Annotated in this window: 20 protein-coding genes; 12 read left to right on the top strand and 8 right to left on the bottom strand. The window is 64.8% G+C overall.

The window, feature by feature from the left end; translation table 11 throughout:
* Window positions 1–118 precede the first annotated feature (118 nt).
* Window positions 119–1,741 carry an ABC-F family ATP-binding cassette domain-containing protein gene (locus ACTUWL_RS00320; RefSeq protein WP_021079665.1) on the top strand — a complete coding sequence of 541 codons (1,623 nt, stop codon included), beginning with the start codon at window positions 119–121 and terminating at the stop codon, window positions 1,739–1,741.
* Window position 1,742: 1 nt separating this feature from the next.
* Here the strand turns inward: ACTUWL_RS00320 and ACTUWL_RS00315 are convergent, their stop codons facing one another.
* Window positions 1,743–2,375: a DapH/DapD/GlmU-related protein gene (locus ACTUWL_RS00315; protein ID WP_021079664.1), complete on the bottom strand. Its 633-nt coding sequence runs from the start codon at window positions 2,373–2,375 to the stop codon at window positions 1,743–1,745.
* Between the two features lie 273 nt (window positions 2,376–2,648).
* Between ACTUWL_RS00315 and ACTUWL_RS00310 the strand changes: the two genes are divergently transcribed.
* The gene (locus ACTUWL_RS00310) at window positions 2,649–3,524 is read left to right on the top strand and encodes an MBL fold metallo-hydrolase (protein WP_021079663.1); all 876 of its coding nucleotides are present in this window, start codon (window positions 2,649–2,651) and stop codon (window positions 3,522–3,524) included.
* Window positions 3,525–3,548: 24 nt separating this feature from the next.
* On the opposite strand, the gene ACTUWL_RS00305 is transcribed toward ACTUWL_RS00310, so the two are convergent.
* Window positions 3,549–4,292, bottom strand: a complete 744-nt coding sequence (locus ACTUWL_RS00305; protein ID WP_021079662.1) for a DUF2336 domain-containing protein — start codon at window positions 4,290–4,292, stop codon at window positions 3,549–3,551.
* A 312-nt stretch (window positions 4,293–4,604) separates the two neighbouring features.
* Here ACTUWL_RS00305 and ACTUWL_RS00300 point away from each other — a divergent pair, with 312 nt between their 5' ends.
* Both ACTUWL_RS00300 and ACTUWL_RS00295 read left to right on the top strand, forming a co-directional pair.
* Complete coding sequence (locus ACTUWL_RS00300) at window positions 4,605–5,564, top strand: helix-turn-helix domain-containing protein (RefSeq protein WP_021079661.1); 960 nt, start codon at window positions 4,605–4,607, stop codon at window positions 5,562–5,564.
* 70 nt (window positions 5,565–5,634) lie between these two features.
* The gene (locus tag ACTUWL_RS00295) at window positions 5,635–5,880 is read left to right on the top strand and encodes a PilZ domain-containing protein (protein WP_021079660.1); all 246 of its coding nucleotides are present in this window, start codon (window positions 5,635–5,637) and stop codon (window positions 5,878–5,880) included.
* A 114-nt stretch (window positions 5,881–5,994) separates the two neighbouring features.
* Here the strand turns inward: ACTUWL_RS00295 and ACTUWL_RS00290 are convergent, their stop codons facing one another.
* Entirely contained in the window at window positions 5,995–6,243 is a 249-nt protein-coding gene (locus ACTUWL_RS00290) for a hypothetical protein (RefSeq protein WP_021079659.1), read from the bottom strand.
* A 149-nt stretch (window positions 6,244–6,392) separates the two neighbouring features.
* Here ACTUWL_RS00290 and ACTUWL_RS00285 point away from each other — a divergent pair, with 149 nt between their 5' ends.
* Together ACTUWL_RS00285 and ACTUWL_RS00280 are read left to right on the top strand one after the other, a co-directional pair.
* Window positions 6,393–7,070: a nitroreductase gene (locus tag ACTUWL_RS00285; RefSeq protein ID WP_021079658.1), complete on the top strand. Its 678-nt coding sequence runs from the start codon at window positions 6,393–6,395 to the stop codon at window positions 7,068–7,070.
* 271 nt (window positions 7,071–7,341) lie between these two features.
* Window positions 7,342–8,505 (top strand): acyl-CoA dehydrogenase family protein, encoded by a 1,164-nt coding sequence (locus ACTUWL_RS00280; protein WP_021079657.1) that lies wholly within the window; start codon window positions 7,342–7,344, stop codon window positions 8,503–8,505.
* Window positions 8,506–8,645: 140 nt separating this feature from the next.
* On the opposite strand, the gene ACTUWL_RS00275 is transcribed toward ACTUWL_RS00280, so the two are convergent.
* Window positions 8,646–10,727, bottom strand: coding sequence for a methyl-accepting chemotaxis protein (locus tag ACTUWL_RS00275; RefSeq protein ID WP_021079656.1), 2,082 nt, complete (start codon window positions 10,725–10,727; stop codon window positions 8,646–8,648).
* Window positions 10,728–10,913: 186 nt separating this feature from the next.
* On the bottom strand, window positions 10,914–11,165 hold the full coding sequence (locus tag ACTUWL_RS00270; protein ID WP_021079655.1) for a hypothetical protein: 252 nt from the start codon (window positions 11,163–11,165) through the stop codon (window positions 10,914–10,916).
* A gap of 193 nt (window positions 11,166–11,358) precedes the next feature.
* On the opposite strand from ACTUWL_RS00270, the gene ACTUWL_RS00265 reads away from it, so the two are divergent.
* The gene (locus ACTUWL_RS00265) at window positions 11,359–11,949 is read left to right on the top strand and encodes an NADPH-dependent FMN reductase (RefSeq protein ID WP_021079654.1); all 591 of its coding nucleotides are present in this window, start codon (window positions 11,359–11,361) and stop codon (window positions 11,947–11,949) included.
* A 50-nt stretch (window positions 11,950–11,999) separates the two neighbouring features.
* Here ACTUWL_RS00265 and ACTUWL_RS00260 read toward each other — a convergent pair whose 3' ends face one another.
* Window positions 12,000–12,383: a hypothetical protein gene (locus tag ACTUWL_RS00260; protein WP_021079653.1), complete on the bottom strand. Its 384-nt coding sequence runs from the start codon at window positions 12,381–12,383 to the stop codon at window positions 12,000–12,002.
* 176 nt (window positions 12,384–12,559) lie between these two features.
* Here ACTUWL_RS00260 and ACTUWL_RS00255 point away from each other — a divergent pair, with 176 nt between their 5' ends.
* Complete coding sequence (locus ACTUWL_RS00255; RefSeq protein ID WP_021079652.1) at window positions 12,560–13,189, top strand: L,D-transpeptidase; 630 nt, start codon at window positions 12,560–12,562, stop codon at window positions 13,187–13,189.
* A 72-nt stretch (window positions 13,190–13,261) separates the two neighbouring features.
* Here the strand turns inward: ACTUWL_RS00255 and ACTUWL_RS00250 are convergent, their stop codons facing one another.
* Window positions 13,262–14,284, bottom strand: a complete 1,023-nt coding sequence (locus ACTUWL_RS00250) for a hypothetical protein (protein WP_146160315.1) — start codon at window positions 14,282–14,284, stop codon at window positions 13,262–13,264.
* 365 nt (window positions 14,285–14,649) lie between these two features.
* Here ACTUWL_RS00250 and ACTUWL_RS00245 point away from each other — a divergent pair, with 365 nt between their 5' ends.
* The 3 genes from ACTUWL_RS00245 (at window position 14,650) to ACTUWL_RS00235 (ending at window position 17,403) form a co-directional block, all read left to right on the top strand.
* Window positions 14,650–15,231 carry a septal ring lytic transglycosylase RlpA family protein gene (locus ACTUWL_RS00245; protein WP_021079650.1) on the top strand — a complete coding sequence of 194 codons (582 nt, stop codon included), beginning with the start codon at window positions 14,650–14,652 and terminating at the stop codon, window positions 15,229–15,231.
* 291 nt (window positions 15,232–15,522) lie between these two features.
* Complete coding sequence (locus tag ACTUWL_RS00240) at window positions 15,523–17,091, top strand: serine hydrolase domain-containing protein (protein WP_021079649.1); 1,569 nt, start codon at window positions 15,523–15,525, stop codon at window positions 17,089–17,091.
* 132 nt (window positions 17,092–17,223) lie between these two features.
* Window positions 17,224–17,403, top strand: a complete 180-nt coding sequence (locus ACTUWL_RS00235; protein ID WP_291737028.1) for a hypothetical protein — start codon at window positions 17,224–17,226, stop codon at window positions 17,401–17,403.
* 102 nt (window positions 17,404–17,505) lie between these two features.
* On the opposite strand, the gene ACTUWL_RS00230 is transcribed toward ACTUWL_RS00235, so the two are convergent.
* Window positions 17,506–18,234, bottom strand: coding sequence for a class I SAM-dependent methyltransferase (locus tag ACTUWL_RS00230; RefSeq protein WP_021079647.1), 729 nt, complete (start codon window positions 18,232–18,234; stop codon window positions 17,506–17,508).
* Between the two features lie 186 nt (window positions 18,235–18,420).
* Between ACTUWL_RS00230 and ACTUWL_RS00225 the strand changes: the two genes are divergently transcribed.
* The gene (locus ACTUWL_RS00225) at window positions 18,421–18,606 is read left to right on the top strand and encodes a hypothetical protein (RefSeq protein WP_021079646.1); all 186 of its coding nucleotides are present in this window, start codon (window positions 18,421–18,423) and stop codon (window positions 18,604–18,606) included.
* Window positions 18,607–18,674 lie beyond the last annotated feature (68 nt).

Raw genomic sequence — 18,674 nt, 5'->3', positions numbered from 1 at the left:
TTCCATCGGCCATGATCGTGGCATGCATGCAGCACGGCGCAAAACCCACGGGAATGGGCTTCCACCCACGTCCCAGATCGAATAAGAGGCCGGAAACCCTCAATTCTCCAGTATTCGAATGATCCGCCTCGATAACGTCTCCAAGCAAGTCGGCCACCAGATCCTCTTCATCGAAGCCTCCGCGGCGCTCCAGAAGGGCGAGAAGATCGGCCTTGTCGGCCCGAACGGCGCCGGCAAGACCACGCTGTTCCGGATGATCTCGGGCCGGGAAATCCCTGATGAAGGTCAGGTCTCGCTCGATCGCGGCATCTCGATCGGCTATTTCAGCCAGGATGTCGGCGAAATGAGTGGTCGCAGCGCGGTCGCCGAGGTGATGGACGGGGCGGGGCCGGTCAGCGAGGTCGCGGCCGAGCTCCGGGAACTCGAGGCCGCGATGGCCGACCCCGACAAGGCCGACGAGATGGACGACATCATCGCGCGCTATGGCGAGGTGCAGCATCAGTTCGAGGAGCTCGACGGCTATGCGCTCGACGGCCGTGCGCGCGAGGCGCTGTCTGGCCTCGGCTTCAGCCAGGAGATGATGGACGGCGACGTCGGAAAACTCTCCGGCGGCTGGAAGATGCGCGTCGCGCTTGCGCGTATTCTGCTGATGCGACCAGACGTCATGCTGCTCGACGAGCCGAGCAACCACCTTGATTTGGAAAGCCTGATCTGGCTCGAGCAGTTTCTGAAGGGCTATGAAGGCGCGCTGCTGATGACCTCGCACGACCGCGAGTTCATCAACCGCATCATCAACAAGGTGGTCGAGATCGACGCCGGCCAGCTCACCACCTATTCCGGCAATTACGAGTTCTACGAGCAGCAGCGCGCGCTTTCCGACAAGCAGCAGCAGGCACAGTTCGAGCGGCAGCAGGCGATGCTCGCCAAGGAGATCAAGTTCATCGAGCGCTTCAAGGCGCGCGCCTCCCACGCGGCTCAAGTGCAGAGCCGGGTCAAGAAGCTCGACAAGATCGAACGGGTCGAGCCGCCGCGGCGGCGCCAGACCGTGGCGTTCGAATTCCAGCCGGCGCCGCGCTCGGGCGAGGACGTCGTCAGCCTCAAGAACGTTCACAAGGCCTATGGCAGCAAGCGGATCTATGACGGGCTCGACTTCATGATCCGCCGCAAGGAGCGCTGGTGCGTGATGGGCATCAATGGCGCCGGCAAGTCGACGCTGCTGAAGCTGGTCGCCGGCTCAACCGAGCCGGACGACGGCGCGGTCGCGATCGGCGGCAGCGTCAAGATGGGCTATTTCGCCCAGCATGCGATGGATCTGCTCGATGGCGAGCGCACCGTGTTTCAATCGCTGGAGGACGCGTTTCCGCAGGCAGGCCAAGGCTCGTTGCGCGCGCTCGCCGGCTGCTTCGGCTTCTCCGGCGACGATGTCGAGAAGAAGTGCCGCGTGCTCTCCGGCGGCGAGAAGGCACGCCTGGTGATGGCCAAGATGCTGTTCGATCCGCCGAACTTCCTGGTGCTGGACGAGCCGACCAACCATCTCGATCTCGCCACCAAGGAGATGCTGATCAATGCGCTCGCAGAGTTCGAGGGCACGATGCTGTTCGTCTCGCACGACCGGCATTTCCTCGCCGCGCTCTCCAACCGCGTGCTGGAGCTGACGCCGGACGGCATCCACCAATATGGCGGCGGCTACACCGAATACGTCGCGCGCACCGGTCAGGAAGCACCGGGCTTGCGGAGCTAGCTCAAGTTCGCCACCGCGCGCAGAACGCTTCGACATCGCCGGACTGAAACTCCGGCAGGCGCTCCCAGATGGTTTCCGGCGGCCAGTTCCACCAGGCGATCTGCGACAGCTCGGCCGCGATCTTGCGGCTGAACCGCTCCTTGATCGGCCGGGCCGGCACGCCGCCCACGATGGTGTAGGCGGCGACGTCGCGCGAGACCACCGCGCCGGCCGCCAGCACCGCGCCGTCGCCGACGGTGACGCCGGGCAGCACGATCACACCATGGCCGATCCAGACGTCGTTTCCGATCACGACGCGATCTGCGCGTCTGTTCTTGAAGAAGTCATGATCGCGCTCGGCGGTGTCCGTGTAATATTCCGGACAATAGGTGAAGCGATGCTGGGAAGGGCGCTCGAGCGGATGATTGGGCGCGCCGATCCGGACCTGCGCCGCGATCGCACAGAAGCGGCCGATCACGGCGTCCGCGACCATGCAGCCGCTGCCGAGATAGGAGTAATCGCCGAGCTCGGTGTATTCGATTGCGGTGTCGCCGAGCACTTCACAGCAACGCCCGACCTTGACCTCCCGCAGCTTGACCGTCGGCTCGATGACGGTTTCGGCAATCTTGGGGCGGGAAGGCTTCGGATCGGCCATGAATCTGTCCTCGATGCGGCGGGCCGTTTCAGTCGCACGATTTCTATTACGGCGAGATGACAGGAGAAGAGAGCAGGCACCTGCTGTCTGGTTTTTCAGTGCGTCGCCTGCGGCAATCGCCCGCACCATCGCGTCCTTAAGCACCGCGCTGTTGGCAGGGTTCGACTGGCGCTTTCAGCGATGCAAAGCAGCATGGCACGCTGCGTGCTGCTCGGCTTGTGAGGCCAGGCGTCGCCCGCTACGCTTGAACAAAAAAGCGGGAGCGAGACGGCCATGAAGCAGATCAGGATCGGCGACATCACGATCGACGCGGTGATCGAGCGCGAAGGACCGTGGCGGCGGCCGCAGGACTTCTTCCCGACCTATGACGACGCCGTGTTCAAGCATCACCTGAAAACGATGGAGCCCGAAGTCTTCGATGCCGCCCGCGGCATGATGGTGATCACCTACCAGACCTTCGTGGTGCGGACGCCGCGCTACACCATCCTGGTCGACACCTGCACCGGCGAGGACAAGGGGCACCCGCCGCCGTTCGACTTTCCGGGCAAGGAGCGCTGGCGCAACGAGCTGTTCGCGCTCGGCATCTCCTATGAGCAGATCGACTACGTGTTCTGCACCCATCTGCATATCGACCACACCGGCTGGAACACCACGCTGCGCGACGGACGCTGGGTGCCGACCTTCCCGAACGCGAAATACGTCTTCCACAAGGGCGAGTATGCGGCCTGGGAGGCCGAGAACGCCAGGGGCGCCAATCCACCCGGCACGGTGTTTCGCGACAATTGCCTGCCGATCGTCGAGGCCGGGCAGGCGCTCCTGGTCGACGACGACTATGCGCTCGACGATACCGTGACGCTGACGCCGACGCCGGGCCATTCGCCCTGTCATTGCTGCGTCAACATTGTCTCGAAGGGGCAGCGCGCGGTGGTCGCGGGCGACCTGATGCACCACGCGATCCAGTGCCGCGAGCCGGAGTGGTCGGCGAAGCCGGATTGGGATCCGAAGCAATCGGCGGTGTCGCGGCGGAAATTCTTTGCCTCCGTCGCCGGGACCGACACGCTGATCCTGCCGATCCATTTTCCTTCCCCGACCGTCGGCCTGATCAAGGCGGACGGCGACCGCTTCGACTACCGCTTCAAGCGGGAGTAGGCGTCGCGAACGTTCGGGGCAGCGTCACCCGGACCGCGCCTGCGCATCGTCGATCGTGGCTGGCGGGTTTGCGGGGGCGCGGGCAGTGCTGGCGTCGATGGCGGCGCGGATTGCATGCTGGATGCCGGGGCGTGCCAGCTTGAGTAGCCGGGCCTGCTGGCGCGGCGTGGATCGCATCACGAGGTCGGCAAGAACGCGGTCAGGCAGGTCCTTGCGCGCTATCAACGCGCCCGCCATGCCCTCGTCGCGTTCGGCGGCATCGACCATCATGGCAAGGCCTGCGCTGGTCATATCAGCGCCGGGGTTGCTCGCGAGCACGCGAAGCACACTGCTGTCGCCACGCATCAGCAGAATATCCGTGAGCTCCTGGCTCACGGCCTTGCGCCCTGCGATCGCGCCGAGGTGTCCCTCGGCCCGCATCCAGGCAATGTCGATCAGATCAGACTCCGGAATGCATTCGCATCTCCGCAGGATCGGAGCGGCAACGTCGGCGTCGTCATGGTTGGCGAGGCGACGTGCGAGTTCCCGCGGCACCAGATGCAGGTCGGCGAGGGAGCGGCTGAGTGTGGTCAGGGTCCGCAGCTCGACGCTCTCGGTCAGGCGGATCAGGATATCGTCGAACACCTCGACGTGGCGCGCACCGAGGCGATGTGCGTCCTCGAGAAACAGCCCAGCCACCTCCTGCAGCATCCGCGTGCGCAGGTCAGGGGAGCCGGTTTTCAAGACGTGGTCGAGCTTGGCAATCAGATCGGAGGCAATAACTGTCATGGCGGTCCTAAAATGTTCCGCGACAAGGGAACGTCATTGTTCCCGACGCCAATCTGCTCCCCGAATCTCCAATAGGGGTATAGAATCTGAGGGATGGCTGGTCTCGACGGTGGATATCCCGGCAAACACTATCGAAATTCGGCAGCGACGATACTTGCCTGCTGGTCCAGCGCGACCAATGGCCCGCATTTTTCCCGATTGAAATCGTCAGACGATTCGCATTTGCTGCATGGACATTATCGATAACGCCGGCGCGCCGGTCGCGGCGTGGTGCAAGATATTTCGAGAAGAACATTTCATGGGAGCGGTCATTTGACGGCGCCGTTGCTGGTGCCGAGAGTCTTTCGTTTTGACGATGTTGACGCATTCCGGAGTTCGATCCGAAATCTGGATGTCGATTTCACGCCACTTGCGCGGAAGATTTCGGCCGAGCAGGTCATCCTGAGCTTGCCGGGATGCGAGCTCAACTACACGCAGTCGTTTCCGCGGATCGTCGATGCCCAGCTTGCGCCGCGTACGACCGCGATCGGCTTCACGATGGACGACGGCGTGCCGATGCGCTTCAACGGCGTCGAGCGCGACCGCGCGGTGATCGTGCTCGGCGGCAGCGGCGCGTTCTACACGTCCGTCGAGGAGACACCCCGCCGGTACGCCTCGGTGATGTTCACGCCCGAGATCCTTGACCGCGGTTGGCCGAACCCCGGTCTCCATTTCAGCATTCACGAAATCTCACAACGCGCGCAGGATCTGCTGCGTGAACTTGTGAGGCAGGCGTTGCTCGTGACGTCGGACCAGGTGACGATAGCCGAGTTCGCCACGGGTGCATCGATCAAGGAGACGCTGCTTGCGGCGATCGACAACGCGTTCGCCGAAATCGTGCCGGCCAGATGGGCGACGCGCGCCAACACGACGCGCCAGTTCAAGGTGTTCAACGACGCGCGCGCCATTCTCGCCGGCGACGTCGCGCATCCGATCTATAGCGGCGAACTCGCCAACCAGATCGGCGTCTCGGTGCGCACGCTGCACGACGCCATCCAGCGCTACCGCGGCGTCAGCCTGCATCGCTATCTGCGGCTGCGCCGGCTGTGGCTGGTGCGCAAGCAACTGCTCGCCGGCGCGCCTAGCGTCAAGGCCTGTGCGCTGGCTTACGGGTTCTGGCACCTCAGCGACTTCTCGCGGAGCTACCGGTCGCAGTTCGGCGAAGCGCCGTCGGAGACGCTAGCGGCCTCCCGCGCGCGCCCCGATTCGTCATCGGGCAGACACGAATCGTAACAATCCGTCTGAACGGAATCTTAACGTGGGCCGGGGAATCTGTCGGTACGATTCCACCAGAGGCGGCCTGATGCATCCCCGGCGATTTGCGCGTGTTCGACCGTCGGGTTGCGTCTCCAGTGTGGTCAAGCTCCAGCTGGACCCGAAGACGCCGCTGATCGAATGCCGCCTGGTCGACTATTCCGCCGGCGGGGCCTGCCTGGAGTTCTCCAAGCCGATCCAGCTGCCGGAGCGTTTCGAGATGTTCCACGGCAACACCCGGAAGCGTTGCCGGCGGGTCTGGACCAGGGGCGTCAGGGTCGGCGTCTCGTTCTGAGGACCCCGGGCCTTCGCCGACAACGTACGGCCACCCACCAATAATCATCGGGTCGCGCCCGGCGCGACCCGATGATCTGTCCCGATTGAGGGGAGAAACGCGCCGGCGAGCGGCTCAGGCGCCGCTCTGGCACTTCTTCATGAACGAGGTCTTGGCCGCGCCGGCGAGCTTCTTGCCGTCGGAGCCGACCGCCTTGGTCTCGCAGGCGTCGGTCGTGCACTTCTTCATGAACGAGGTCTTGGCCGCGCCGGCCAGCGGCTTGCCGTCCTTGCCGACGGCTTTCGTCTCGCAGGAGGCGTCCTGCGCAAATGCCGAACCGGCGGCAAAGGTCGCGATCACGGCCGCCAAGAAAATCCGCTTCATCTGGGTTCTCCCTAAACCAAATCAGGGCCGAATTGGATATCGGATTCTTGGCCCGATCAAGTTCCCACAGCCGATTTTGTCTATAAAATACCCGGATAGCCGCGGAAAAATTCCGTGTGCGGCGCGGAACAAAGTGGGGGAAACGCGGAATGGAATTCGAGACGCTGGTACAGACACGCAAAAGCGTGCGCGGGTTCAAGAAGCAGCCGGTGTCCCGGGCGACCATCGAGGAGATCATCGAGGTGGCCAAGCGGGCGCCGTCCTCGATGAACACCCAGCCCTGGCACGTCCACGTCCTGACCGGGGCGCCGCTGGAGGAAGTGCGCCGCCGCAACATGGAGGAGATGGTCGCCGGCGCCAAGGCCAAGCGCGACATCGTCAGCCATGGCGAATACCAGGGCGTGCACCGCGGTCGCCAGGTCGACATCGCCAAGAAGCTGTTTGGCGCCATGGGGATTGCCCGCGACGACAAGCCGATGCGGCAGGATTGGGTGCTGCGCGGCTTCCGCCAGTTCGACGCCCCGGTCTCGCTGGTCCTGGCCTACGACCGGATCCTCGATCCCGGCGCGGTCTGCCATTTCGATCTCGGCGCGCTCTGCTACGGCATCGTGCTGGCGGCCTGGGATCGCGGCCTCGGCAGCGTGATCAACGGCCAGGGCATCATGCGCTCCGACATCGTGCGCGAAGTCGCCAATATCCCCGAAGACCAGGTGATCATGACCTGCGTTGCGATGGGCTACCCCGACGACAGTTTCGCCGCCAATGCGGTGCGGTCGGACCGCGAGGCCAACAGCGACTTCGTCCGTTATGTCGGCTTTGCCGAGTAGAGCGTTTTCGGGCGAAGTGGATATCGGTTCGCGTGAAGAAAACGCGTCAAGACAAGAACCGAGAGTCCCGTTCCGATTCCATCGGAACGGGGCTCTAGCCGCGAACTGTTCGCGCGATTTCGCTGCTACTCACCGCGTCGCGGGATATTGAATTCCGCACCATGAAACCCTCGCGCGACGGTGAGCGTGAGCGCGCGTTTCGACTATTCTTGCCGACAAAAAATGCGCTACTGGTTTTGTGAAGCGAAACAGCACAGGTGAGGAATCCCAGATGAGCGATGACGAACAGACAGCCATGATCCGCGAGACCGTCGCGAAGTTCGTCGATCGCGAGCTGATCCCGCTCGAGCCGCAATATCTGAAATCGAAACTGCCCGGCAGCGATCATCCCGAACTCACCTCGGAGCAGCGCAAGCGGCTGCGCGACGTCTCCAAGGAGCTCGGGCTCTGGGGCCTCGATGCACCGGAGGATCTCGGCGGTCATGATTTGCCGACGCGCACGATGGCGGCGGTGCATGAGGAGCTCGGCCGCAGCTGCGTGCCGTTCGTGCTGCCGCCGGATTCGCCGAACCTGCGCATGCTGCAGGCGGTCGGCACCGAGGCGCAGAAGAAGAAATACATGCAGCCCTATATCGAGGGCCGGATGGTGTCGGCGATCGCGATCTCCGAGCCCGGCGCCGGCGGCGATCCCGCCGGCATGAAGACGCGCGCCGTGCTGGAGGGCGAGCAATGGGTGCTGAACGGCCGCAAGATCTGGATCAGCAATGCGCGCGCCGCCGATTTCATCATCGTGATGGCGCGGATCGGCAACGACCAGCGCCAGGGCGGCATCACCTCCTTCATCGTCGAAAAGGGCACGGCGGGCTTCATCATCGAGCGCGAGATCCCGATGGTCGGCGGCGGCTCGACCTATGAGATCGTGTTCGAGGATTGCCGCATCCCAAAGGACTCCGTGCTGGGCGAGGTCGGCAAGGGCTACGCGCCGATGCAGCTGCGCCTGCGCACGCGGCGGCTCGAGATGGGATCGACCTGTGTCGGCATCACCAAGCGCGCGCTCGACATGATGTGTGAGCACGCCAAGCAGCGCGAGACCTTCGGCGTCAGGCTCGCGGAGCGCCAGGCGATCCAGTGGTGGATCGCCGATATTTCCACGCGCATGCATGCCTGCCGGCTGATGGTGCGCGAGGCCGCCGACAAGACCGATCGCGGCGAGGATATCCGCCACGAGGCCTCGATGATCAAGGTGTTCGCGACGGAGATGGCCTATGACGCCTGCGACCACGCCATGCAGACGCTCGGCGCGCTCGGCGTGACGCTGGAGTTGCCGCTCAACGCGCTTTGGCAGAAGGCTCGCCTGATGCGGGTGTATGAAGGCCCGAGCGAAGTCCATCGCCAGGCGATCGCCCGCCGCGTGCTCGGCCTGCGGGGAGGCTAGGGGCTAGCAGGCCCTCAAGCTCATGCCGTCATTGCGAGCGCAGAATGTAGGATGGGTAGAGCGAAGCGAAACCCATCATCTCGCCGCGCCAGCGCAATTGATGGGTTTCGCTTCGCTCTACCCGTCCTACGGATTTGCGACTACGCCGCCCGGACGTCTGACAGGAAGCGGTTGACCTGGCCGGCGAGGTCCTTGGATTGCGTCGAGAGTTGCTCGGCCGCGCCCAGCACCTGGGTTGCCGCCGCGCCCGTATCGTCGGCGGCGCGTTGCACGCCGGAGATGTTGGAGTTGACCTCCTGGGTGCCGCGCGCGGCTTCCTGCACGCTGCGCGAGATCTCCTTGGTCGCCGAGCCCTGTTCCTCGATCGCGGCCGCAATCGCGGTGCCGATCTGGTCGATCTCGGTGATGACGTCGACGACGTTCCTGATCGCGGTCACGGTCTCGTCGCTCGCGGTCTGGATCGCGGTGATCTGCTCGGAAATCTCGGTGGTGGCCTTGGCGGTCTGGCCGGCCAGCGATTTCACCTCCGAAGCGACGACGGCAAAGCCGCGACCGGCCTCGCCGGCGCGGGCCGCCTCGATGGTGGCGTTGAGCGCGAGCAGGTTGGTCTGCGCCGCGATGCTCTGGATCAGGGTCACGACGTCGCCGATCTTCTGAGCGCCCTCGGCCAGCGAGCGCGCGGTGTCGCCGGTGCGGCGGGCATGGTCGACGGCGCGCGCTGCGATCTCGGTCGAGGTCGCGACCTGGCGGGCGATCTCCGAGATCGAGGAGGTCAGTTCCTCGGTCGCGCTCGCCACCGTCTGCACGTTGGTCGAGGTCTGATCCGACGCTGCGGCCACCACTGCGGCCTGGCGATTGGTGGCGGATGCGGTGGCCGACATCGATTGCGCCGTGTCCTCCATGACAGATGACGCCGCGGACAATCCGCCGACCAGTTCGGTGACCTTGGCCTCGAAGGCGCGGGTCAGATCGTCGAGCGCGCGGGCGCGGCGCATCTTGACGTCGTTCTCGGCTTCCTTCTCGGTGGCGAGACGATCGGCTTCGATCTTGTTGTCCTTGAATACCTGCACCGCGGCGGCCATCGCGCCGATCTCGTCATTGCGCGCAGCGCCCGGGATGGCTTCGGCGACTTCGCCCGCGGCGAGACGCGACATGCGGCCGGTGAGGGCGGCAATCGGGTTGAGGATACGGCGGCGAACCATCACGATGAGGCCGGCGCTGCCGGCGATCACCGCGAGCAGTCCGACCAACGCCACCACAAAGCTGAAGCGCGCCGATGAATAGGCGGCGGCAAGGCCCTGCTCGGCATTCTCGTAGAACGCATCACGCACGGTGACGATGGAGGCGAGGCCGAACTGGGACTCGGCATAGTAGGTCTCGACGTCCTGCTCGTACTTGCCCGAGGTTGCGCCTTCCTTGGCGAATTTCAGCGCCTTGCCGAAGCGTTCCACATAGTCGGCCTGCATCTTGCCGAGCGCCGTCATGACGTTCGCCGGTGTTGCGGGGTTGTTGCGCAGCTCCTGCAGCGTCGAGAGGATTTGCTGGGTACGGCCGGTAGAGCGATAGAGCTCCATTTTCTCGGGCTCGGTGGCGACGCGCTTGGCGCCGACCAGGGCCTTGTGCAGGCTGGCGTCGAGCCCGCCGATGTCGCGCAGCGTCCAGGCGACGTTGGCGTAGCTGGCCTGGCGGTAGGCATTGCCGTCGAGGCCTGCGAGGCGGCGCACCTGTTCGTCGAGCAGCGTGGTGACACCGGCATTGAACACGGAATTGTCGGCGACGATCTTGGCGGCCGCCGGTTTGCGTGCGTCGAGGGGGCCTGCGATCGCCTTCTCGATCGCGTCGCGGAGTGCCGCGAACTTCGCCTTCAGCGCGTCGATCGCGCTCGCGACCGCTTCGCCATCGTCGAGCGCGCCGGGCAGCGCAGCGCGGACCTGATTGACCTTGGCGAGCGCACCATCGGTCAGTTTGCGCAGCTTGTCGAGATCGCCGATCTGCTTCTGGTCGATCGCGCCGGTGCTGAACAGCAGGTTGGTGGACATGCCACGCTCGGAGTTCATGTAGCGCGGGATATCGCCGACGGCGCGGACGATCTCGAGCCGGCTCTGCGCGGTCGAGACCTTGTCCATGGTCTGGTACTTGGTGACCGCGACATAGGCCGCGAGCCCGCCGCCGACCGCGGACAACGAGACGATCGCGGCCGTCAGGAGAGTACCAATTTTCATGGGATGCGCGCCATTTCTTGACGAGGGAGGGAGAGGCCTCAACCGTACCGGGTGCGCATTAAGCTTGGGTTTATGATACGGGGCCGCGGTGGTCCCAGCGGTCCCGATCATTTGAAACGCGCCGCACCGCCCCGATCGCGACAGGCCGGCAAGGCTCGGCCAGGGCAAAGGGCCAGGCGTGACGGTTCAGTGCTCGTCGTCGTCGGCGCCCTTGGTCGCTGCGCGGTGCTGGGTCGTGCCGCCCGAGCCCGCCTCGCCGCAGGGAAGCTGGTTCCAGGTGCCGTCAGGGGCTTGCTGATAGGCCTGGCAACCTGTCGGCGTGGCGGTGGTAGACTTCTCGTCGGGCTTCTGCCGCTCGGCATTCTTGCCCAGCGCCGGTGTGGCGATGGCGGCAATGGCGGCGAGCGAGCCTGCAAAAAATAGCCTTGCGATCGGCATGTCGGTTCTCCTTTCTCGAAGCGACGACATATCCAGAAAACAAATCTGGCGATTTTTGGCCACCGCGGCAGGCGTGCGACCAATTGCTTAACGCCGGGAAAATACGCGGGGGCGGCGGTTAACATCTGCGCGCCGGGTCTTCGCGCTAAGTCGCGCGACGGCCGTCGCAGGGCCATGCTAGGATCGGCGCATCATGACCCACCGCATTCTCGTTCTCTACGGCTCCTATCGTTCGGATCGCATGGGCATCCGGCTGGCGCATTTCGTCATCGACGGCCTTCGCGGGCGCGGCGACGACGTCGAGTTGATCGACGCCAAGGAGGTCGGCCTGCCGATGCTCGACCGCATGTACAAGGAACATCCCAAGGGGCAGGCGCCGGCCGCGCTCGAGGCGCTCGCCGGCAAGATCCGCGACGCCGACGGCTTCCTGTTCGTCACCGGCGAGTACAATTGGGGCATCCAGCCCGGGCTGAAGAACCTGACCGATCATTTCCTCGAGGAATGGTTCTGGCGGCCCGCGGCGATCGCGAGCTACTCGGCCGGGCGGTTCGCCGGCGCGCGCGCCGCCACCGCCTGGCACGGCACGCTGTCCGAGATGGGGATGGTGGTGGTGTCGAGCACGATCAGCGCAGGACCGATCGCGCAGACTCTATCCGCAGAAGGCAAGCCGATCGGCGAGGGCGGCAAAGCGCTCGAGCGTGCCTTTCCACGCTTCGCCGACGATTTCACCTGGTGGATCGAAGCGGCCAAGGCCCAGCGCGCGCGCAAGGCGCCGCCGTACTGAGCGCCGTCTTCCTCACGCGAGCCGGTGCCGACTTCGCCTGAAGATGCTTTCTATTCCTTGCTCCTGATGTAGCCCGCGAGCCGCGTCTTCTGGTCCTGGCACCAGGTTGTCATGCTGCCGGCGCGGCGCTGATCGAGGTCGGTGGTCTGGGTTGCGATCGCGACTTCGGTCATCAGATCGTCGGCCTGCTTCTCGCCCATCTTGCCGCCGGTGTGCATGTAGGCGATCGCCTTGCGCACCTGTTCGGTGGTGCCGTCGGGCAGATGCATGTCCTGCGCGCGCTGCACGAGGTCCTGATAGACCAGATCGGTGCCGGGGCACTCGACCTTGGCGGCAAAGGCCCGCAGCACCATCGTGACATAGGCCGCGCGCGGATCGGCGTGGGCCGGCGTCGCCGCGACGATTAGGCCGCCGATCAGCAAAGCGTAACGCATCGAATTCCTCCCGATGTCTTAAGCATTTTGCCGCAAGGCTAGCGTCCGCGGGAACCGACTGCAACCGCAAGGACACACTTGCCGAAGGAACCGATCAAACAGCCGTGTTCCAAACGGTACCGCCACGATTTCAGCACGATTTCGGCAGCAAGTGCCACAAGTTGACGCAGGGGAGAATGATCGTGTCGAAGTTGGGGCTTGCTGCGGTGCTGGTTGGTTCGCTTGCGCTTGGCGGCTGCATGCAGGCGACCTTGTCGCCGGTGACGGATGCCGCGATGACGCCGCGTGATCGGCAATTGCTGGCGCATCCGCCCTATGCGGAGGCCAAGATTCCGGATCAGTTCCAGCGCCACATTGTCGACTACACGCGCAAGGAGCAGCCGGGGTCGATTCTGGTCGATACCGACGCGCGCTATCTCTACTACGTGCTGCCCGGCGGCAAGGCGATCCGTTACGGCGTCGCCGTCGGCGAGGAGGCGATGGCGTTCTCCGGCGTGGCCACGGTCGGCCGTCTGGCGGAGTGGCCGGATTGGGTTCCGACCAAGGATATCCAGGAGCGGCTCGGGCCGTATCCGGCGCGTGTCGCGGGTGGGCCGGCCAATCCGCTCGGGGCCCGCGGCATCTACCTCTACCAAGGCAACAAGGACACGCTGTACCGTATCCACGGCACCAACCAGCCCGAATATATCGGGCAGGCGATCTCGTCGGGTTGCATCCGCATGAACAACGCCGACGTCATCGATCTCTACCAGCACGTCAAGCCGGGCGCCACCGTGGTCGTGCTGCCGCCGGGACAGAGCGCGTAATTCGCACGCGAAGTGCAAAAGCGGCCGATCGCGTCATCGCGATCGGCCGCTTTTTTTATAGTTGTTCAGCCGTCAGCGCAGCGGCATCGGCGGCCGAACCACGGGGCCGTTGTCATCAGCATCGACGATATTCGACTGCTGCTGCGGCAGCACCGGCCGCGGTGCCGCAGCTTGCGGCGCGACTGCGACGGGGGCCGGCAGCGGCGCTGCTGATGCCGACGGAGGCGGCGGCGGGATATAGGCCTGCGCCGGCCGACGGATCGGCGGTGGAGCAACGGCCGCATGCGGCACGGCCTGAGGTGTGATCGCGGCGCGCGGGCGCGGCGCAACCGGCCGTGGTTCGACGGCCCTGGTCTCGGTCGTTCGCGCGACGCGCTGTGACAACTGATCCTGGCTGGCCTTGAGCTGATCGATGCTGGTCTTGAGCTGTTCGATCTGCTGCCCCATCGACGCCAGATCGCGCGCCATCGACTGCAGCAATTGCGTCTGGTCAGGTGCGGCTGCGGCCGGCGCTGCCGCAACCGGCGCCGCGACGGCAGCCGGGGCCGCTCCGGCGACGTTCTGCGGCGCCACGGCCGGAGCGGCGTCAGGCGGCTGATCAGCCGCCGCCGCTTGCGCGACGGGCGGGCTTGCCTGGTCGGACGCGGGAGCCGCCTTGCCCGGCAGCAGCGAGGTCAGGGCCTCTGCCTGCGGCACGTACTCGGTCACGATCTGCTTGACGCGATGTCCGTAGTGCTGCCACGCCGCGGTGCCCATGGCGCCGGCTATCGCGAACAGGAACCAGAACGCGCGGATCGCCCATTTGTTGGTGGGACGCGGCGCGCGCTCCAGCCGGATGTCGTCCAGCCTGCCGTCATGGCTTGCAGCGCTGTATTCCGGCACAGCCGGCGTCACCGCTACCGGCGTGACCGGCGGCACCGAGGCGACCGGCGCAACCGGTGGCGTGGACGAGGGCGCGAGGCTCGGGCCGAACCACGGCTCGCGCTGTCCGGATGATGCCTCGTCGGCTGCCGCAGGCGCAGCGGCATGGTCCGGCCGGGCCGGAGCGAAGCTGGGTTCGATCGCAAAAATATCGTGCGGATCTGCGTCTTTCATCGTCGATTGCATGGCGGTCCCCGTTTCAGTCCAAGGTCAACCGCAAATGGGCGGCCGGCAAATTTCGCTCTGTATCGACCCCTGGCCCGGTCCCCACAACTCCAGTCGGGTTTGACCAAAGCAAGGCGAGAGGGTGGAGAGGTTGAGGAGTTTCGGGAACCGGAGCCGGCAGCCGGGGTCGCCAGGACTGCGTGTCCGGTGAATCTCCTCGGGTTGTGTGGCGTGTCCACCACACCTGAAGGGAAATCGCGCGACGTGCGGCGCGTCTGATCGCGCTCCGCCACCGTTCCGCCCTGTTTGGATTCGGCTCATTAGGCTGGTGTTGGATTTTCGGCTTGGGCTGGGGCGCGAGTTGGGGATGCAACATGACACGCGACGATGCAGTCATTTCGTACGTCGACGTTATCTGCCGCGCGCGCGGTGCCGCGCCCGCGATCCGGTTTGCCCATGCGCGAAAGCCGCTGCGGCTGTTCGCGGTGGTGATCGGCGCGGCCTCGCTCGCGGCTTGCGCACAATCATCCGTCGTCAGCCAGCGCTCGCAGGCGCTCGCGAGCCGGCCGGCATCGGCTGAGCCGACCCGGGCCGCGTCGTCCGCGGTGCGCACCCATGTGGCAACCGCGCACAGGCACGCGCCCTACGCCGCGCGCAAGACCGGTGACAGCAAGATCGCATCGCAAGGCGTTGCGAGCTTCTACAGCGACGAGCAGGAGACCGCGAGCGGCGAGAAGTTCAACGCGCACGAACTGACCGCTGCGCATCCGACATTGCCATTCGGTACCAAGCTGCGCGTCACCGACGTCAAGACCGGCCGCTCGGTCACCGTGCGCGTCAATGACCGCGGGCCCTACGTTCCCGGGCGCATCGTCGACGTCTCGTATTCCGCGGCCCAGTCGCTCGGCATGATCGGCAAGGGCGTCGCCAATGTCAGGCTCGATGTCGTGCAGTGAGCTGCGCCGCACGGCCGAGGCTCGGGATTTTTTGCCGGCCGGATCGGGAAAAAGTCCCGATGTCATACGCGCTTTAATCCTGTTGTCTGAACCACCCAGCCCAATAGAATTGTCGCCGCTACTTCCCCGCGCTCGCTTTTTCCAGGCGCGTGGATTTCTACCCAACGAACCTTTCCCCGCCTTGGATTGTCCCGCCAAGGCGGGATTTTTCGTTTTAGGGCCATGCGCGCCGCATGCGTTGACAGTGCCGGCCGGAGCCATAACCTCCGTTCTGCTTTCGGAGGACGGCCCATGCCAAACGACAATCAGGAAATTGACGGCGTCACATCAGGTCAGCCGTCACGGCGCGGAGCATTGCAACTGTTTCTGGGCGGAGCCGCCGTGCTGTTCGCGCCGGACGGACAACTCGGCACCATGACGACGGCACAGGCCGAGACCGGTGTTGCCGACGGACTGTCGCGCGGCAGGCCAGAAGAACAAGGCGTTGCGCCATCAGCGATCCTCGACTTCCTTGATGACGTCGACCGCCAGGGCTACGAGCTGCACAGCTTCATGCTGTGGCGTAACGGCCAGGTGATTGCCGAGGGCTGGTGGTCGCCGTATCGCGCCGATCGCAACCACATGATGCATTCGTTGACCAAGAGCGTCACCGTCAGCGCCGTCGGGCTAGCGATGGCCGACAAGCGCTTCGGCCTGCAGGACAAGGCGGTGTCGTTCTTCAAGGACAAGCTGCCGCCCGTCGTCGACGACAAGCTCGCGGCGATGACGGTCGAGGATCTCCTGACCATGCGCACCGGCCACGCCGCGATGACCTCGGGATCGGCATGGCGGCCGATCAAGACCAGCTGGGTCGCCGAGTTCTTCAAGATCCCGGTCGTGTACCAGCCGGGCACGAAATGGGTCTACACCTCGGCTGCGACCTATCTGCTGTCGGCGATCGTCACCAAGACGACCGGCGAGGCCGTCGCAGATTATCTCAAGCCGCGGTTTTTCGATCCTCTCGGAATCTCGGGCTATGAATGGCCGGTCGGGCCTGAAGGTATCTCGCCCGGCGCCAACGGGCTGAGCTGGAAGACGGTCGATTGCCTCAAGCTCGGCATCCTTTACGCGCAGAACGGCATCTGGAACGGCAGGCAGGTGCTGCCGGCCGATTGGGTGGCGGCGGTGCAGCAGCCGCACGTCAAGGACACTTACGGCTATCAATGGTGGATCGGGCCTGGGACATTCTACGCCGACGGCCTGTTCGACCAGCTCAGCTTCGTCTTTCCCAAGCACAATGCGGTGCTGGCGATCACCGCCGGCATCCCGCAGCGTAGCGGTTTCAACAAGCTGGTGTTCCGGCATTTCCCGGCGATGTTCTCTGCCACCGCGGCGAAGAACGATGCCGAGGCCGACAAGCTGAAGGCGCGCACCTCGGCCCTGCAGTTGCTACCGCCGCTGGTCGCGGCATCATCGCCGGTTGCAGCGGAGATATCCGGCAAGACCTGGCAGATGCCGGAGAATGCCGACGCGATCAAATCGGTCAATCTCAGCTTCGCCGACAAGACCTGCACGTTCACGCTTGAGGACGGCAGGGGCACGCACACGATCGAGGTCGGCCTCGACGCGCCGCGCGAGGGCACCACGACGATGACCGGCAACAAGCTGCATCACGAGTATCAGCCCGATGTGATGCGCGTGGTCGCGAGCGGTACCTGGCGCGACTTGCGCACCTTCGTGATGACATGGACCTTCGTCGAATCGGCGTTCCGCGACACCGTGACCTGCACCTTCGAGGGACCGCAGATGCGATTCGCGCGCAGCGTCAATGTCAACTCGTCGGCGCTGGATATGCCGACCCTGATGGGCAAGTTGGCGTAGCCGCGACCACAAATTGCGCTCTGCCGCATCTTGCGGCAGGCTTCCACCAAATTGTCACACTCCCAGCGAAATGCAGCCCAAAGCCACTGCCAACACACCGCCGGAATGGATGATGTCGGCGAGGGACAAGCGTTGGCCTACAAGATGATCGCAGAACGCGAGAACGAAACGGTCAGGATCGAGCGGGAGAGCTCCTTCATCATCATCGCCAAGGCCAGGGTCTGGGCCAGCGAAGGATGGCAGGTGGTGATCACCGACAAGGACGGCAAATCATACCCGCCCGAGGAATTCGACAAGCTGCTCGCGGCGTGAGCTAGAGCATGATCCGGAAAAGTGCGAAGCGGTTTTCGGAAAAGATCATGATCAAACAACGAGCTAAAGCGCGATGACGATTCGACCCAATCTCATCGCGCTTTAGCGCTGCGCCGATACCAGCAGCATCATCGGCCGCTCGAGCTCGTCGGCCAGCTCAGGCATCGCCCTGATCTGCTCGCGTGTCGGGGAGAATTCCTCGACATGCCGCAGCGAGAAGCCGGCGCCGATCAGCGCATTCAGCGTGGTGCCGATGGTGCGATGATATTTCAGCACGCCCTGCACGTACCAGTCGGTCCGGCGTTCGCCTTCGATGAAGTAGCGGTTGACCGGCCAGGTCTTGCGGCCGTCCTGATCCTGTCCCCAGTCCGGGCGTGTGGCTGCCATGTAGATCGGATGTTCGATGGTGAAGACCAGATGTCCCTCCGGGACGAGCGCGCGGTACAGCATGCGCGCGAGCCGATCGAAGTCCCCGACGTAATGGAAGGTGAGGGCGCTGTAGGCGAGATCGAACGTCGCTTTCGGCAACTCCAGCGTCTCGAGGTCGGCGATCTCGTAGGTGATGGCCGGGTCCTGCGTCATCGCGATGGCGCGGGCGATCATGTTCTGGGAGAGGTCGACGCCGAGCACATCGGATGCACCTTGCCCCCGCATCCAGCGCGACACCCAGCCGAAGCCGCAGCCGAGGTCGACCACGCGCTTGCCCGCGATATCGGGTAGCATCGCGCGGATCGCGGCCCATTCCGGCGCGCCGAGCAGTCCGCGGACCTGCCGCGGCAGTTGGCTGTAGCCGGCGAAGAAGCCGGGATCGTCGTAGATGTTCTGAGCCATGGTCACGGCAACCCGGGAAGGTACGGTACTCGCTTCTAGCCGCCGCCGCGGCGCGTGGGAACCGCTGATCGCATCGCGGTTTGCGGCGGCGCTGGAACCAGACACGGCGTTCAGCGGTTCTGATGTCAGCCCGCGGGATGCGCGGTCACGCCGTTCCTGCGGCATTTGACAGCCGAGGAGAGCGCCATGATAGCCGAGATGCAGATCCACACCATCGCGCGGCAGATGCTGCAGAAGCACGGTCCGCAGGCGAGCGCGCAGGCTGCGCAGAACGCCGTGGCCTGCGAGAGCAAGGGCGAGACCGAAGAGGCCCGCGAGTGGCGTCATATCGAGGACGCCATGAAGATGATGCGCGGACCGCATCAGAGCTGACGGCGCAGCTCGCTCTTCCGGATCGAAATGAGCCTGGCGCTGCGCGCTGGACCATTTGATTTATGCCC

Source organism: Bradyrhizobium sp. WCU1 (assembly GCF_053474805.1).
Note: the sequence above shows the minus strand (reverse complement) of the source record. Positions and strands in the feature narration are given on the sequence as shown.